We start from the raw sequence: 14,418 nt of genomic DNA, 5'->3' as shown, positions 1-14,418 counted from the left end.
GTGGACGCGGGCGGCGCCGGGTGAGCGGCGACGAGCGTCCGTCCGGACGCCCGCGGCGCCTCGGTCACGATTCTGCCGGTCGGCAGCCTCGAACAGCACGGCTACCACCGACACCTCATCACCAAGGTCCCGGCGTCTTCGTGGCAGCCGAACGGACCGCGGTGCAACCCGCCTTACGACGTCGGCGTTCCTTAGGTCATATGCCGTAGGAGAATGTATCCGTCGAGAGGAGCAGCTGAGGCCCCGGTCCGGTGACCACCACACCGACAGAAAACTACCCTCACACCGGCTTTGTTGGTGTGAGGGTCACTGTCGTAGAACCCGGCAAATCGGGCATACCAAAAGAATATAATTCCTGGTGGACTTTGGGGGATCTTACTACAACCCTGAAACCGCAGGTAGAAGTAATGAAACGCAGGCTGAAACCCTGGAAAACCTGATCCAGAAGCTACCCGACACCACAGCACCGGCCCCGCCACCGGTGGAACGACCCGAACCACAGCGGGCCCGGCAACTCGACGCCGAGGAAGTCGCGGAGCTGATCACCGGCTACCAGGCCGGAGCGACCGTGTACGAACTGGCCGACCGATTCGGTATCGAACGACGCACAGTCAGCAACATCCTCCACCGACACCAGGTACCGATGCGCGCCCGCGGCCTGTCCCCCAACCAGATCGACACCGCCATCCACCTCTAGAAACTCGGCTGGTCACTGGCTCGCGTCGGCAACCATCTCAACGTCGACCACACCACTGTCCTCGCTGCACTGCGTCGGTACGGAATACCCAGACGGGATTCTCACGGGCGAGCACGAGTGTGATCAACGGCTACCCTGTCGCCTCGTGACGAGAGGGCACCGTCCTGACCAAACTCCGCGAACGTCGAGTACAGACGCGAGACACCCACCCACGGACGACGTCGCCCGTAATCAATGGGACGAGCCAACCCGACCGGTCCACAGCAACCGCCCTCCGTTGCCACCAGAGCTACCCGATTTGCCGAGTCGGCCACTCGAGCGGAAGCCTGCGCGTTTCCGATCATCTCGGCGGCGCTACTACAGCGGTGAAAACGACATCGGCAGCGACGATCTCATCTGGAGCGGCGCACCTGGCCGCAGCCGCAGACTCGACACCAGTTTGCCGTCGACTGTATTACCGGAACAGGAGCGCCCAGGGTTCAATTGCCGATGAGGTCACGAATGGCAGCGGTGACTTCGGCAGGACATTCCTCGGGGAGGAAATGCCCGCAGGGCAGGACATGGGTGCGCAGGTCAAGCGCCCAGTCGGACCATATCCGCTGAGGATCGAAGGGCAGTACGGTGTCGCCCGGATCCTGCCACATCGCCAAGGCAGGCATCGTCAACCGGCGGTCGGCGTCGCGGTCCCTGCGGTCGTGTTCTGCGTCGACGAACGCGCTGGCGCGGTAGTCCTGACAGATGGCATGGATCGCTTGCGGAGCGCGCACCGCGGCCAGGTAGACGTCCCGGATTCCGGTGGGGATCGCCTCCGCCGAGGCTGTCCAGGTATCCAGGAAATGCCCGAAGAACGTGTCCGGATCGGCGGCGATCATCCGTTCGGGCAGGTCGGATGGTTGGGCGAGGAGGTACAGATGGAACGCGAACACCCCACCGACACCGTTGAGCGCAGCCCAGTTGTCAACGGTGGGAATCACGTCGAGTACACCGACATGCTCGATGACATCTGGATGGTCGAGCGCCGCCCGGAGCGCCACCAGAGCGCCGCGGTCGTGCCCAATAACGCTGAACTGCTCGTGGCCGAGTTCGCGCATCACAGCGACCATCGTCGCCGCGGTGACCCGCTTGGCGTAATGCGCAGGGCTGTCATCCCCGGCGGGTGGGTCGCTGGCGCCGTAGCCCGGGAGGTCCGCGCACACCACTCGGTAGTCCTCGGCCAGCGACACCGCCACATGCCGCCACACGAGATGAGTTTGCGGAAAACCGTGTAGCAGCAGTACCGGATGGCCGGTACCCCCCTGAACCACATGCACGCCGGCGCCGTTCACCGACACCGTCTGCTCGACGAACCCTGGAATGCCGTTCATGCTGTAATACTCAAACTGTACAACGTCCAATTCATATTGGGCACTGTACAGTAATCGGGTGGAACGCAGTCGCGCTCCCGGCCACAGAGCCGGCCTCACCCATGCGGCCGTACTCGGCGCGGCCCGGGAAGTCTTGGCGGAGAAGGGGTTGTCGGCCTTGACGATGCGCTCCTTGGCCAAGCGACTCGACGTCGCCCCGAATGCCCTCTACAGCCACGTCGCGAACAAGACGGCACTGATCGACGATCTACTCGACGACGTGCTTGCGGCAGTCGATTCGCCGGCGCCCGACATAGAAAACCCCGTTGCCGCCCTGCACCAACTCATGGCTTCGACCTACAACGCGCTCTTGGCCCACTCCGACCTGGTGCCGTTCTACTTGGGCCGTCAGGGCGCGCGCGGCCCCAACGCACAGCGCCTCGGCGCCATCGCGATCGATGTCCTGCGCCGAGCAGATGTTCCCGAACCCGCCGCGGCCGATGCTCTGCGCGTCCTGATCGTTTACACAATCGGCTTCGCCGCGTTCACCAGCGGCCTGCCCTCGGAAAACTACACCGAACACCAGCCGACCCCCAAGGCGCTGCGGGACAACTTCGACCAAGGATTGGGCTGGCTTCTCGCCGGGATCCAGCAGAGCCAGCCACCCGACCCGCGGGCAGTGCCGCCGACTGTCCCGCGATCGACTTGACGCCGAATCTACGCCTCGGTCTTCTACGCCACGGCATCCAGTGACGTCCTCACGCCTGCCACCGACCATCGGGTCAGCGGATCAGGCCGGAAACACCTGGGCCCCCACGCATCCGCGACTTCAGGTGAGCGAGGTGTCACCGAGGAAGCGCAGCAGCGTGCGGAGCGCGTCTGCCAGCTGCTCGGTGTGCGCCCGGTCGAGAGGCTGCAGGAGGCGAGCATTGTTGGCGATGTGGTCGGCAAACAAATCGTCGATGACCTCCTTGCCGCGGGGCGAGAGCCGGATCAGAACGGTTCGCCGGTCGGTGCTAGGCGGCACTCGCGTGAGAAGCCCCTTGGCCGTCATCCGGTCGATACGTTTGGTGATGGCTCCGGAGGTGACCATCGAAGCGCGAACCAGCGCCCCGGCAGTCAGTTCGTAAGGCGCGCCGGCACGTCGGAGGGTGGTCAGGACATCAGCCTCCCCCAGGTCGAGATCGTGTTCGGCGAAGAACTCCGCGATCTCGCTGTTCCATATCCGCGCCAGGCGCGTCACGCGACTCGCGCCGGGAAGCCGAAGCCAAAGACGCGGCAGCCACGCTCGTGGCGAAAGGGTACGAAGCCTACGGGATCGAGCTCGACGTCACCGACACCCACAGCGTCGAGCACGCGGCCGAATGGGTGCGCCAGAATTTCGGCACCCTCGACCTGATCAACAATGCCGGCATCCTGCCGGAAGCCACCGACGGCGAACCACACGAATTCGCCTCGGCCCGATTGTTCCAGGAAACGTTCGCCACCAACGTCTCCGGCGCGGTCGCCATGATCGAAGCGCTCCTTCCGATGCTGCGCACGAGCTCCGCGGGACGCATCGTGAACATTTCCACCACAATGGGATCACTGAACGAGCAGCTGAATCCGGAATCCCCGTACTACGGCATGGTCGTGCCCGCCTACCAGAGCTCCAAAGCAGCACTCAACGCCGTCACGATCGCCCTGTCCAAGAAGCTACGCGACACCGACATCACAGCGACATCGGTATGCCCGGGCTTCGTACAAACCGACCTCACCCCCGTCAACCGCGAACAGGCGCCACTCACCGCCGGACACGCTCACCGACCACCGTGAACCGTCGAACCATTCTGGAGTCGATGGTGGCGGGAATCGCGGTCAGCATGTTCACAATGACCTCCGGCCGCGCTTACTTGTCAGCTCGAACGGGAAGTCCGCACCCGCGACACGGACGCACCCAGCCCTGACTCACAACAGCGAGCAGCCAGCCGACCGAACTCCTGTCCTGATCAACACCAGGAACAAACGCAAGACACCTTAAGGGAACTAGAACCCCTCACAACCAGAATTTCCCCCGCTCAGCGCCCCGTCCAGACCGAGCGTTCACTGAACAACAGTGAACTCCCATGCCTCTAACCTGGGAGTTCACCTATTGTGGAGCTAAGGGGACTCGAACCCCTGACCCCCACACTGCCAGTGTGGTGCGCTACCAGCTGCGCCATAGCCCCGGATGGTTGCTACCGGTTCCCCGGCTGCCTGAACGAAGTTACACCACCTCCACGTCAGGCACCAAATCGGCTGGATTTCGCGGGAACGGTGAGGTCAGGGGGCCACCTGCTGGACCCATTCCTGGTTCTGGGTGTCGAGCTCGGTTGCGACATCGAACACACTCGGGGTCGCGGCGTCGCCGTCGAGTGCGGCCTGGAGGTCTTCGACGGCTGCGGTGGCCTGGGTGCGCGCGTCGTCGAGGCGGGCGCCGGTGGTGATGCAGTCGCGAGCGGACTGCGGGGCGCCGGATTCGGCGGCTGTGGTGGCGAGCTCCTCGTCGGTGAGGCCGGAGCCTTCCTCCGGCTGCCGGTCAGTCAGGAGGGTGTCGTGGAACTTCGAGTAGGTGACACCGGAGCCGGTGGCCGCGACGCATTGCAGGGCGGCGGTGGCGCGGGTGGAGTAGTCGCCGCTGTCGGATTCGCTGTCGAGGAAATTCACGAAGCGGTAGCGGACGGCGAGTTTGCCCTCGTCGATTTTCTGGGCGATCTCCTGGCCGTAGAGGTGCTCGAGGCTGCCGCAGCCGGGGCATATGGGGTCTTCGTAGATTTCGAGCGTTTTCGGGGCGTCGGGCAGGCCGAGGCGGACGCCGCCGTCGCTCTGTACCGCGGCCGTCACCGCGGTGTTGCGAACCGAGCCGTAGCCGTCGTTGCGGACCTCGGCGCCACCGGTTCCCCAGCGGAAGGCGAAGAAGACGATCAGCGCGATCAGTGCCAGCGCCACCCCGCCCAGGGCGTAGGTAGTCCCGCTGGACATGGGCCGGGGGGTGTAATCGGACGGCGGTTTGCTCACGCGACCACTCTGCCGTATCCGGGCGAATCGGTCACGCGCACCCGGTGTCGCCGGAGTTCAGTGTTTCGAGTTCGCGCGATCCTCGGCTGCGGGCTCTGCGGCGCGGGCGGAGGCTGGGTGGTGGGTGTCCTCGGCGGCCTCGGCCACGGCCGGTGCCGGATGTTCGACCGTCCCCGGCGACTCCGGTTCGGGTGCGAGGCTCGCCCGCTTCATCGGTTCCGGAACGACGAACCAGGCGATAGCGGCCACGGCCAGCAGGGAGCCGGTGGCGGCGAGCCCGGCACCGTAACCCAGCTGCTGGGCGATCGCGCCGACCACGATGGGCCCGAGAACGGTGCCCAGGTCCTGAGACATCTGGAATCCGGCGAGCATGGTGCCGCCGCGCGCGCGGGAGCCGATGATATCGCCGACGGCGGCCTGCTGAGCGGGGGTGAACAGGCCCGATCCGACACCGGCCACGAACGAGGTGACCAGTAGCCACGCCAGGTTCGGGGACAGGCCGAGACCGGTGGTGCCGACCGCGCACACCAGGGCTCCGGCGATCAGCAGGGGGCGGCGGCCGTAGGTGTCGGAGAGCCGCCCGGAGAAGAACAGGACGGTCGCGTTACCGGCGGCGAAAACGGTGAGCGCCACCCCGGCCATACCGGACGGCTGCCCGAGAACCTCCACCACCAGCAGCGGAACGAGGGCCATCCGGACGCCGAACACGGCGGCCCCGTTGGCGAAGTTGGACCACAGCGCTGCACGGTATTCGGGCCGGGCCAGACCCTGCACGAAACTCACGGTGGCGGCATCGCCGGCGGATTCGGCCTCGGTGATTCGCGAATCCCGCAGATTGAAGTACACCACCGCGACGGCGAGGAGCAGTGCGATCGCGTAGATCAGGAAGGGGGCACGCAGACCGAATCCGGCCAGCGCCCCGCCGACCAGCGGCCCGGACAGTCCGCCGATCAGGAAACAGGTCGACCACAGGCCGGTGACGCGGCCGCGTTCGGTGGGCGGGGACAGCCGGATCACCAGGGCCATCGAGGACACGGTGAACATGGTCGAACCGATTCCGCCCAGCGAACGCAGCACCATCAGCTGCCAGTAGGTCTGGGCGAATGCGCTCGCGCCCGTGGAGATCGCGACGATCAACAGGCCGACCAGATAGATCCGCCGCTCCCCCAGCATCTGCACCAGCCGCCCGCTCACGGGCGCGAACAGCAGCCGCATGGCGGCGAACGCGCTGACGATCGCGGACGCCGCGGCCACCCCGACCCCGAAGCTCAGCGCGAACTGCGGCAATACCGGCGCGACCAGGCCGAACCCGATCGCGACACAGAACGCTGCGGCGATCAGCACCCAGATTTCGCTCGGCAGCGGCGGCTTGGCGGTTTTCCCGGTCGGGTGTTCGCGCCGGCGGAATCGACGCAGCACGGAGGGCCGGGCCACCGCCTCGGACCCGGCTGATCCGTTCGTACTCCCGGATCCGGGTCGATCGTTTGCTACGGCCTCACCACTCACCCAGGCATGCAACACCGCGGCGACCGTCACCATTCCCGGCCGGGCGCGTCGGCACGGCTTCCGTTCTGCGATCCGGATTCTTCGTCTGTCGGCGGCGGGCCGGCCTGCTCCGGCGTGTATCGCTCAGCCGGCGGCCAGCACTCTCCCGACCAGCTCGCGCGCCGCTTCCTGGACCTGTTCCAAATGGTCGGGTCCGTGGAAGGACTCCGCGTAGATCTTGTATTTGTTCTCGGTGCCCGACGGGCGCGCCGCGAACCAGGCGTTTTCCGTGCTCACCTTCAAGCCACCCAGCGCGGCGCCGTTGCCGCGCGCCCGGGTGGCGACCTCGGTGATCGGTTCGCCCGCGATATCGGTGGCGGTGACCTGGCCGGGGTCGAGCGCGGACAGGAGTTTCTTCTGCCCCGCGTCGGCGGGCGCGTCGATCCGGGCGTAGGCGGGGCTGCCGTGGTTGCGTTCCAGTTCGAGGTAGCGGGCCGAGGGGCTCTGGCCGGTGACGGCGGCGATCTCGGCGGCCAGCAGAGCGAGCAGGATGCCGTCCTTCTCGGTGGTCCACACGGAACCGTCCATCCGCAGGAAGGAGGCACCGGCGCTCTCCTCACCACCGAAGGCGAGGCTGCCGCTGAACAGGCCGGGTACGAACCATTTGAATCCGACCGGAACCTCGTAGACGTCACGCCCCAGCACCCGGACGACCCGGTCGATCATCGCGGAGGTCACGGCCGTCTTGCCGATCTTGGTCAGCGCGTCCCAGCGGTGCCGGTTCGCCACCAGGTAGTCGATCGCGACGGCGAGGAAATGATTCGGGTTCATCAGGCCACCGTCGGGTGTGACGATCCCGTGCCGGTCGGCGTCGGCGTCGTTACCGGTGGAGATGTCGTAGTCGTCGCGGATCGAGACCAGCGATGCCATCGCATGCGGGGACGAGGGATCCATCCGGATCTGGCCGTCGCCGTCGAGTGTCATGAAACGCCAGGTCGGGTCGACGCCGGGATTCACGACCTCGAGTTCGAGGTCGTAGCGCTGCCCGATTTCCTCCCAGTAGTCGACGCTGGCGCCGCCCATCGGGTCGGCGCCGAGGCGGATCCCCGCGCCGCGGATGGCGTCGAGGTTGAGCACCGCGGGCAGATCGGCGACGTAGTGGTCGAGGAAGTCGTAGCGGCCGACGGCGGCCATCGCCTGCGCCAGCGGGGCCCGTTTCACTCCGGCCAGGCCGCCGCGCAGCAGTTCGTTGGCGCGTTCGGCGATGGCGTCGGTGGCACCGGTATCGGCCGGGCCGCCGTGCGGCGGGTTGTATTTGATGCCGCCGTCGCGCGGTGGGTTATGCGACGGGGTGACCACGATGCCGTCGGCCTGCGGCCGGGAACTGTCGCGGTTGTGGCGGACCACGGCGTGGCTGAGTGCGGGCGTCGGGGTGTAGCGACCGCGGGAATCCACCACGGCAGCGATATCGTTGCCGGCCAGAACTTCGAGCACGGTCGTCCATGCCGGTTCGGACAGCGCATGGGTATCGCGAGCGAGGTACACCGGCCCCGCGATTCCGCGGGTGGCACGGTATTCGACGACGGCCTGCGTGATCGCCAGGATATGCGCCTCGTTGAACGTCGCATCCAGGCTCGAACCGCGGTGCCCGGAGGTTCCGAACACCACTTGCTGATCCGGTTCGCCCGGGTCGGGAACGCGACTGTAATAGGCGGTCACCAGCCCCGGTACGTCCACCAGATCGCCGGGGCGGGCGGGTCGCCCGGCTCGGTCGTGCGCCATGTTCGGAACTCCCTTCGTGGTCGGCCGTACCCGGCTGGTCATCGTGATCATCCGAATAGGCCGGCGGTAGCGGCGCCGAGATAGACCGCCGCGAGGCAGATCCCGGTGTTGAGCACGATATTGCCGAGCGCGTACCCGGCGGCGCCGCCGGAGGCCAGCCCGACCGTTTCGTAGCCGAACGTACTGAAGGTGGTGAACGCGCCGCAGAATCCGATTCCCGCGGCCGCCGCCACCGCACCGCCCACACCCGACCCGATCAGCGCACCCAGCAGCGCCGAGCCCGCAATATTAACCGCCAGCGTGCCGAGCGGAAGCCGGGAACCGGTATGGGCTGTGACGACGCGATCGAGTAGATAACGCGCCGGCGCGCCCAGCATTGCGCCCAGTACCACCCAGACCGCGGTCACCGGCCACTCCACCCGGTATCCGGCCGCCGCCGTGTGCCCGAACCCACCGAAACCGCCATCGCCCGACCCCTCTCGTTCGTCCCGTCTTACGTTCAGCTCGTGCCGTACTGCGTTGTCCCGCCGCGTCTTCCCGCGATCCACCGGGCGCCCGTCGTTCCCGCGAGGACCGCCGCCAGGCAGGCCACCACGGTTCCCCCGAGGTACCCGAGCGCCACACCGGTGGCGCCCGATTCGAGCAGTGTACGAACCTCGGCGCTGTAACTGGAAAAGGTGGTGAATCCACCGAGTACCCCGACTCCGAGGAATGGACGCACGAGCCGATGCGGCGTGCACATTTCGGTGATGATCACCATCAGGATCCCGATGGCGAGGCAGCCGAGAGTGTTGGCGAGGAAGGTGGCCCAGGGAACAGTCCCGGGCCGGACGGGAATTCGGAGCGTGAGCCAATAGCGCAGGCCCGCACCGAGCCCACCGCCGCAGGCGACGGCGGCCAGGACGAGGGCGTCGATCGGTGCGGTTTTCACGGGTTCGCTCATACTCCGGCACCTCCGGGCCGGCCGTCTCGCGGCAGCACACAGTGCGCGCGGATCGTGCCCCGCAACGATATCCGCAGGCGGGGCAGGGTTTGTGTGCGGCCGGATCGAAAGGGTTTGCGTTAATTCGTAGCTTGCTACCATTCCGGATGTGAACCTCGCCACCACTGCGCCCCGGACGCGCCGTCTCCGGGTGGATGCGGCGCGCAATCAACAGCGGATCATCGATGCGGCCCGGGAGTTGTTCGCCGACCGTGGGCTGGAGATCACGCTGGACGATGTGGCCGACCGCGCGGGGGTCGGGGTGGGCACCGTATATCGCCGGTTCGCAAACAAACGGGAACTGATTTCCGAGGTTTTCGCCGTGCACGTCCGGGAGTTCGCGGAAGCCGCGCAGGACGCGCTCGCCGCGGCGGACCCATGGGAGGGCGTGGTCCGGCTTTTCGAATACGCGTGCCGGCATATGGCGACGAATCGCGGGTTCAGTGAGGTCATGCTCGACATGCATGACGACCCCGGCCGGCTCGGCCATCCACGTGAACAGCTCGGGCCGGCGGTGGCGGCCGTGATGGAACGGGCCCGGAACGCGGGTGCGCTGCAGCCGGGGATCGAGGCCACCGATCTGTTCGCGTTGATCTATATGGTCGATTCGCTCGCCGAGTTCGCGCGTCCTGTCGATCCCGATATCTGGCGCCGCTATATGGCGATCACGCTCAACGGTATTCGGGCTCAGAACACACCCCCGCAGCCGTTGACGGTGGATGCGCTCAGTCTCGCGGACGTGGAGCGGGCGAAGGCGGCCAAACCCTGCGTCGCGCGACGCCGCTGAGCGGATCGGATTTCTCCGGATCAGGAGATTTGCCCGGCGGGCGGCGATACCATCCCCTAGAGTTGGACACGTGACCAAGTTATGGGTGAACTGGGCCGGCGATCAGCAATGCGCACCGGCCCGGCTGGCCGCGCCGCGCGATCGCGCCGAACTGGCCGATGAGCTGGGCCGGGCCGCGGCGAATGGGCACCGGGTTCGCGTCGCGGGATCGGGACATTCCTTCACCGGCGCGTGCCTGACCGACGGACTGCTGCTGGACCTGTCGCGGATGAATCGCGTACTCGAGGTGGACCGCGAGACCGGCCGGGCCAGAGTCCAGGCCGGAATGACGCTCGCCGCACTCAGCGACCGGCTCGACCAGCACGGCCTCGCCTTCCCGAACCTCGGGGACATCGACGCCCAGACCCTCGCCGGCGCCACCGCCACCGGCACCCACGGCACAGGCGCCCGACTTCCCAACCTCTCCGCGCAACTGCACGGGGTGGAGTTGATGACCGCCGACGGCAGAACAGTGGAGCTGACCGAACAGTCCGGCGCCGAGGCCTGGCGGGCGGCACGGGTCAGCGTCGGCGCGCTCGGCGTGATCACCGCCTTCACCCTCCAACTCGTCCCCTCCTTCGTGCTCGAGGGCGTGGAGCGGCCGGTACCGGTAGCGGAGATCCTGGACGATCTGGACTCCTATGTCGACGGCAACGAACATTTCGAGTTCTACATGTTCGCGCACAGCCCGATCGCGATGACCAAACGCAACAATCGCGTCGATCTGCCGCCCGCACCGCGACACAAGGCCGTCGACTGGTTCACCGATATCGCCGTATCCAATTACGCCAGCGACGCACTGTGCCGGCTGGCCCGCCGGCGACCGGCCCTGATTCCGCCGCTCCAGCGGGCTGCCGCCTACGCGTTCAGCTACCGGCGCCAAGTGGACCGCTCCTACCGAGTGTTCACCAGCCCACGGCTGTTCCGGTTCACCGAAATGGAGTACGCGATACCGCGCGAACATTCGGTCGAGGCGATCCGCGAGATCAAGGAAACCGCTCGCCGATTCGACTCACCGATGCCCATCGAAGTGCGCTGGGTCGCCGGCGACGACGCCTTCCTCTCCCCCGCGGGCGGCCGCGCGACCTGCTATATCGCGGTGCATCAGTACGAAGGAATGGATCACGAACCGTTCTTCCGCGCCTGCGAAACGGTTTTCGACCGGTACGAGGGCCGCCCACACTGGGGTAAACGCCACTACCAGACCGCAGAGACGCTCCGGGCGCGCTATCCGGACTGGGACCGTTTCGCCGCAGTGCGCCGGCACTACGATCCGGAAGGTCGTTTCGCCAACGACTACCTGGACCGGGTACTGGACCCGGTGTAGACCGGCGGGGTGCGACCGCCCCGCGCCACCTGCGACCGGCCCCGCGCCACCTGCGGCCGGCCATGATTCGAACTACGCGACAGCACCGGGATCCGGCCGGGCTCCCGGTGCCGCAAAGCACAAGACCCAGGTAGCCGAGCGCCTGTGGGCGACGGTCTCGATACGGTCTCGGTCGCCCGATGCCCCTCCAGCACTCGCCGAATCCGCAACGCCCGGGCCTTATTGTTCCAGGATCACATCGACCAGCCGGGGTAGCGCCTCGCCGATGGGTTCGCGAACGACCTGGGTGGCCATCGAATCGTACGGCGTGGGTTCGGCGTTCACGATGATCAGCGAAGCGCCCGCGGCCACCGCCCGGCCGCACAGCGAGGCGGCGGGTTCCACCTGTAGCGATGTGCCGACAGCGAGAAAGATATCCGCCGTCTCGGCTGCCAGCGATGCCTTGAGCAGGGTGCGCTGGTCCAGCGCCTGGCCGAACATGATGACGGCGGCTTTCAGGATGCCCCCGCATTCCGGGCAGGACGGGTCGGGTTCACCGGCCGCGACCCGGTCGAGGGTCTCGGCCATGGTCGCGGTGTAGGCGCAATCCACACAGACCACATCGAACATATTGCCGTGGATTTCGATCACGCGCTGCGGGTTCGAGCCGGCCCGCTGATGTAGGCGGTCGACGTTCTGGGTGACGATCGTGAGCGCACGCCCGGCCCGCTCCAGCTCCACCAGCGCCCGATGCCCCGGGTTCGGTTCGGCGCCCCAGGCCGGATTGTCCCGGCGGGCCAGCCAGGACCGTTCCCGCAGGGCGGGGTCGGAAACATAGTTGTCATAGGTCGACAGCAGTTCCGCTACCGGATCCTCGGTCCACACCCCGCGCGAGCCGCGGAAATCGGGGATCCCGCTGTCGGTGGAAATTCCCGCGCCGGTGAGCACGGCGATCCGACCCGGACGTTCGTGCCACCGGGTCACCGCAGCACCTCCGGTACCGGCCGGATTCCGCGGGGGCGGGCACTCGGCCCGGGTTCGTACCGGTATTGAATCCGCATATCGCAAGCTTAGGCAGGCCGCGCCTCGGTAATCGCCCAGCGGCCCCCCGACGCCAGACAGCTAACTTTCAGCAACCGAAAACAGGGTTCACACCGGCGCGACACCAGCGAAACAATCCTCCGGTACGGTTCTGGCGCATCGCCGAGACCTAACCCTTCTGAACTGGCATTTTTCCTGAAAGATCACGGCAACAACACGGCGCACACACCCGCCGATCCCACACACTGTGATGGTTGTCTCGAGATTTGCCATCCGGTATCCAAGCGGAAATTTGTCCGTTACGGTGAACACAGTTGCCGCACCCACACCGAGACGGAGGTTCCGCCATGGCTCGCCACCGCGCACCCCGTACGGCAGATCTGCGGGTCGAACACCTACCGGCCCAGAACTACAGCAATAACGGTTTGATAACCCAGGCAGCGGGGTACCCGAAAAACATGACAGCACTGCGTAACCGACCAACCCGGATCGCCGGTATGGAATGGGGCACCGCATTGCTGGCGCTCGCCACCTGCCTCATTTTCAGTACCGGAATCGCCGCAATCACCCAATCGTTTTCCACCGCACTGATCGCCACCGCCAGCATTCTCGTCGGCCTGGGCATCACCCTGCGGATCCTGAGAACCCCTCGCTGACCACGCGCCCCGTTCCCGAATACCTGTCCGCAGGACTAGCCTGCGAGCATGGCATCCGGGGACGGGTCCGAGGAAAGCATCGAGGGCGGGGGCCCGGGAGCACCCGCCGAACCGGTCGACGCGCCGGACCGGAGCCTCCGCACGGACCCCGCAGTGGAACACAACTGGCTGCAACGCCGCGCCCGCCGCACACACCGGCCGCGTCTTTCCACCGTGCTACTCGTCACCGCTTTTTCCGCGGTTCTGATCCTCTACCTGCTACTACAACCAGGCTGAGCGGCGGCCGGGAACAATCCGGTTGCCGCGGCGCTTTAAGGTTGTCGTCATGAAGGAGAAGGGGCGCAAGGTCATCGCGACCAACCGCCGGGCACGGCACAACTACACGATCCTCGACACCTACGAGGCCGGGATCGCGTTGGTCGGTACCGAGGTCAAGAGTCTGCGTGAGGGCAAAGCCTCTCTGGTGGACGCCTTCGCGACCGTGGACAACGGGGAAGTCTGGCTGCGTGGCCTGCACATCCCGGAATTCAGTCACGGCACCTGGACCAACCACTCGCCACGCCGGGTCCGCAAGCTACTGCTGCACAAGCGGGAGATCGAACGGCTCGTCGGCAAATCGCGAGAGGGGAACCAGACCCTGGTCCCGCTGTCGATGTACTTCTCCGACGGCAAGGTGAAGGTCGAACTGGCCCTCGCCAAAGGTAAACAGGACTACGACAAACGCCAGGACCTGGCCCGGCGCACCGCCGAACGCGAGGTCACCCGCGAACTCGGCCGGCGTATCAAAGGGATGCGCTGACCGGCGCGAACGGCACCGGCAAAACGGGAATGAACGACGGTGCCCGAAGTGTTAATATGACTGGCCCGGCAAGGTGCCGGGACGTACGGGGCTGAACGGTTTCGACTGCGTACGTAGATTCAGGGGAAGCGTGTCGGTGCAGGCAAGAGACCACCGTAAGCGTCGTTGCAACCAATTAAGCGCCGATTCTCATCAGCGCGAGTACGCTCTCGCTGCCTAAGCGATAGCGTCTCTGTCGGCCCGAGGTTCGCCCTCGGCTTCGGTGCCGGCATCAGCTAGAGGGCTCACCGCGCGACTCGGTCGCGGAGTAACGCGGGACATCCAACAGCGACTGGGATCGTCATCCCGGCTTGTTCGCGAGACCGGGAGATCCGAGTAGAGGCCCAGCGAACTGCACACGGAGAAGCCCTGAAGAAGCGGCGGAGGACCCGGGTTCGATTCCCGGCAGCTCCACAGCGGGCCCCT

The 14,418-nt window shown here is 66.5% G+C and carries 16 protein-coding genes, 1 tRNA gene and 1 other RNA gene; 9 read left to right on the top strand and 9 right to left on the bottom strand.

Features of this window, described 5'->3' with window-relative positions; genetic code table 11:
• The first annotated feature begins 358 nt into the window (after positions 1 to 358).
• Complete coding sequence (locus tag IU448_RS29405) at positions 359 to 697, top strand: helix-turn-helix domain-containing protein (protein ID WP_280458154.1); 339 nt, start codon at positions 359 to 361, stop codon at positions 695 to 697.
• Between the two features lie 479 nt (positions 698 to 1,176).
• Here the strand turns inward: IU448_RS29405 and IU448_RS18330 are convergent, their stop codons facing one another.
• The gene (locus IU448_RS18330) at positions 1,177 to 2,061 is read right to left on the bottom strand and encodes an alpha/beta fold hydrolase (protein WP_195056813.1); all 885 of its coding nucleotides are present in this window, start codon (positions 2,059 to 2,061) and stop codon (positions 1,177 to 1,179) included.
• A gap of 58 nt (positions 2,062 to 2,119) precedes the next feature.
• On the opposite strand from IU448_RS18330, the gene IU448_RS18325 reads away from it, so the two are divergent.
• Positions 2,120 to 2,749 (top strand): TetR/AcrR family transcriptional regulator, encoded by a 630-nt coding sequence (locus IU448_RS18325; protein ID WP_195056812.1) that lies wholly within the window; start codon positions 2,120 to 2,122, stop codon positions 2,747 to 2,749.
• 120 nt (positions 2,750 to 2,869) lie between these two features.
• On the opposite strand, the gene IU448_RS18320 is transcribed toward IU448_RS18325, so the two are convergent.
• Entirely contained in the window at positions 2,870 to 3,283 is a 414-nt protein-coding gene (locus tag IU448_RS18320) for a MarR family winged helix-turn-helix transcriptional regulator (RefSeq protein WP_280458153.1), read from the bottom strand.
• Between IU448_RS18320 and IU448_RS18315 the strand changes: the two genes are divergently transcribed.
• On the top strand, positions 3,262 to 3,855 hold the full coding sequence (locus tag IU448_RS18315; protein WP_195056945.1) for an SDR family NAD(P)-dependent oxidoreductase: 594 nt from the start codon (positions 3,262 to 3,264) through the stop codon (positions 3,853 to 3,855). The two genes, IU448_RS18320 and IU448_RS18315, sit on opposite strands and share 22 nt — an antisense overlap.
• A gap of 319 nt (positions 3,856 to 4,174) precedes the next feature.
• Here IU448_RS18315 and IU448_RS18310 read toward each other — a convergent pair.
• The 6 genes from IU448_RS18310 to crcB all read right to left on the bottom strand — a co-directional run bounded on the left by IU448_RS18310 (position 4,175) and on the right by crcB (position 9,286).
• A tRNA-Ala gene (locus IU448_RS18310) sits at positions 4,175 to 4,247 on the bottom strand.
• A 94-nt stretch (positions 4,248 to 4,341) separates the two neighbouring features.
• On the bottom strand, positions 4,342 to 5,076 hold the full coding sequence (locus IU448_RS18305; protein WP_280458152.1) for a DsbA family protein: 735 nt from the start codon (positions 5,074 to 5,076) through the stop codon (positions 4,342 to 4,344).
• Positions 5,077 to 5,133: 57 nt separating this feature from the next.
• Positions 5,134 to 6,495, bottom strand: coding sequence for an MFS transporter (locus tag IU448_RS18300; protein WP_280458151.1), 1,362 nt, complete (start codon positions 6,493 to 6,495; stop codon positions 5,134 to 5,136).
• A 210-nt stretch (positions 6,496 to 6,705) separates the two neighbouring features.
• Positions 6,706 to 8,343, bottom strand: coding sequence for a phosphoglucomutase (alpha-D-glucose-1,6-bisphosphate-dependent) (gene pgm / locus IU448_RS18295; RefSeq protein ID WP_195056810.1), 1,638 nt, complete (start codon positions 8,341 to 8,343; stop codon positions 6,706 to 6,708).
• A 47-nt stretch (positions 8,344 to 8,390) separates the two neighbouring features.
• On the bottom strand, positions 8,391 to 8,750 hold the full coding sequence (locus IU448_RS18290) for a fluoride efflux transporter FluC (protein WP_195056809.1): 360 nt from the start codon (positions 8,748 to 8,750) through the stop codon (positions 8,391 to 8,393).
• A 92-nt stretch (positions 8,751 to 8,842) separates the two neighbouring features.
• The gene (crcB, locus tag IU448_RS18285) at positions 8,843 to 9,286 is read right to left on the bottom strand and encodes a fluoride efflux transporter CrcB (RefSeq protein ID WP_195056808.1); all 444 of its coding nucleotides are present in this window, start codon (positions 9,284 to 9,286) and stop codon (positions 8,843 to 8,845) included.
• 148 nt (positions 9,287 to 9,434) lie between these two features.
• Between crcB and IU448_RS18280 the strand changes: the two genes are divergently transcribed.
• Positions 9,435 to 10,112, top strand: coding sequence for a TetR/AcrR family transcriptional regulator (locus IU448_RS18280; RefSeq protein ID WP_195056807.1), 678 nt, complete (start codon positions 9,435 to 9,437; stop codon positions 10,110 to 10,112).
• Positions 10,113 to 10,182: 70 nt separating this feature from the next.
• Positions 10,183 to 11,478 (top strand): D-arabinono-1,4-lactone oxidase, encoded by a 1,296-nt coding sequence (locus tag IU448_RS18275; protein ID WP_195056806.1) that lies wholly within the window; start codon positions 10,183 to 10,185, stop codon positions 11,476 to 11,478.
• Positions 11,479 to 11,697: 219 nt separating this feature from the next.
• Here the strand turns inward: IU448_RS18275 and IU448_RS18270 are convergent, their stop codons facing one another.
• Positions 11,698 to 12,441 (bottom strand): SIR2 family NAD-dependent protein deacylase, encoded by a 744-nt coding sequence (locus tag IU448_RS18270; RefSeq protein ID WP_195056805.1) that lies wholly within the window; start codon positions 12,439 to 12,441, stop codon positions 11,698 to 11,700.
• 404 nt (positions 12,442 to 12,845) lie between these two features.
• On the opposite strand from IU448_RS18270, the gene IU448_RS29015 reads away from it, so the two are divergent.
• From IU448_RS29015 to ssrA, 4 genes are all read left to right on the top strand, one after another.
• Positions 12,846 to 13,154, top strand: a complete 309-nt coding sequence (locus IU448_RS29015; protein WP_228813328.1) for a hypothetical protein — start codon at positions 12,846 to 12,848, stop codon at positions 13,152 to 13,154.
• Positions 13,155 to 13,202: 48 nt separating this feature from the next.
• Complete coding sequence (locus IU448_RS18260; RefSeq protein WP_195056804.1) at positions 13,203 to 13,430, top strand: hypothetical protein; 228 nt, start codon at positions 13,203 to 13,205, stop codon at positions 13,428 to 13,430.
• Between the two features lie 49 nt (positions 13,431 to 13,479).
• Complete coding sequence (smpB, locus tag IU448_RS18255; protein WP_062972833.1) at positions 13,480 to 13,953, top strand: SsrA-binding protein SmpB; 474 nt, start codon at positions 13,480 to 13,482, stop codon at positions 13,951 to 13,953.
• Positions 13,954 to 14,040: 87 nt separating this feature from the next.
• Positions 14,041 to 14,409: a transfer-messenger RNA gene (ssrA, locus tag IU448_RS18250) on the top strand.
• The last annotated feature ends 9 nt before the right edge of the window (positions 14,410 to 14,418 follow it).

The organism is Nocardia flavorosea (assembly GCF_015477805.1).
Classification (GTDB): Bacteria; Actinomycetota; Actinomycetes; order Mycobacteriales; family Mycobacteriaceae; genus Nocardia; species Nocardia flavorosea_A.
This window is presented reverse-complemented; position numbering and strand designations above follow the sequence as displayed.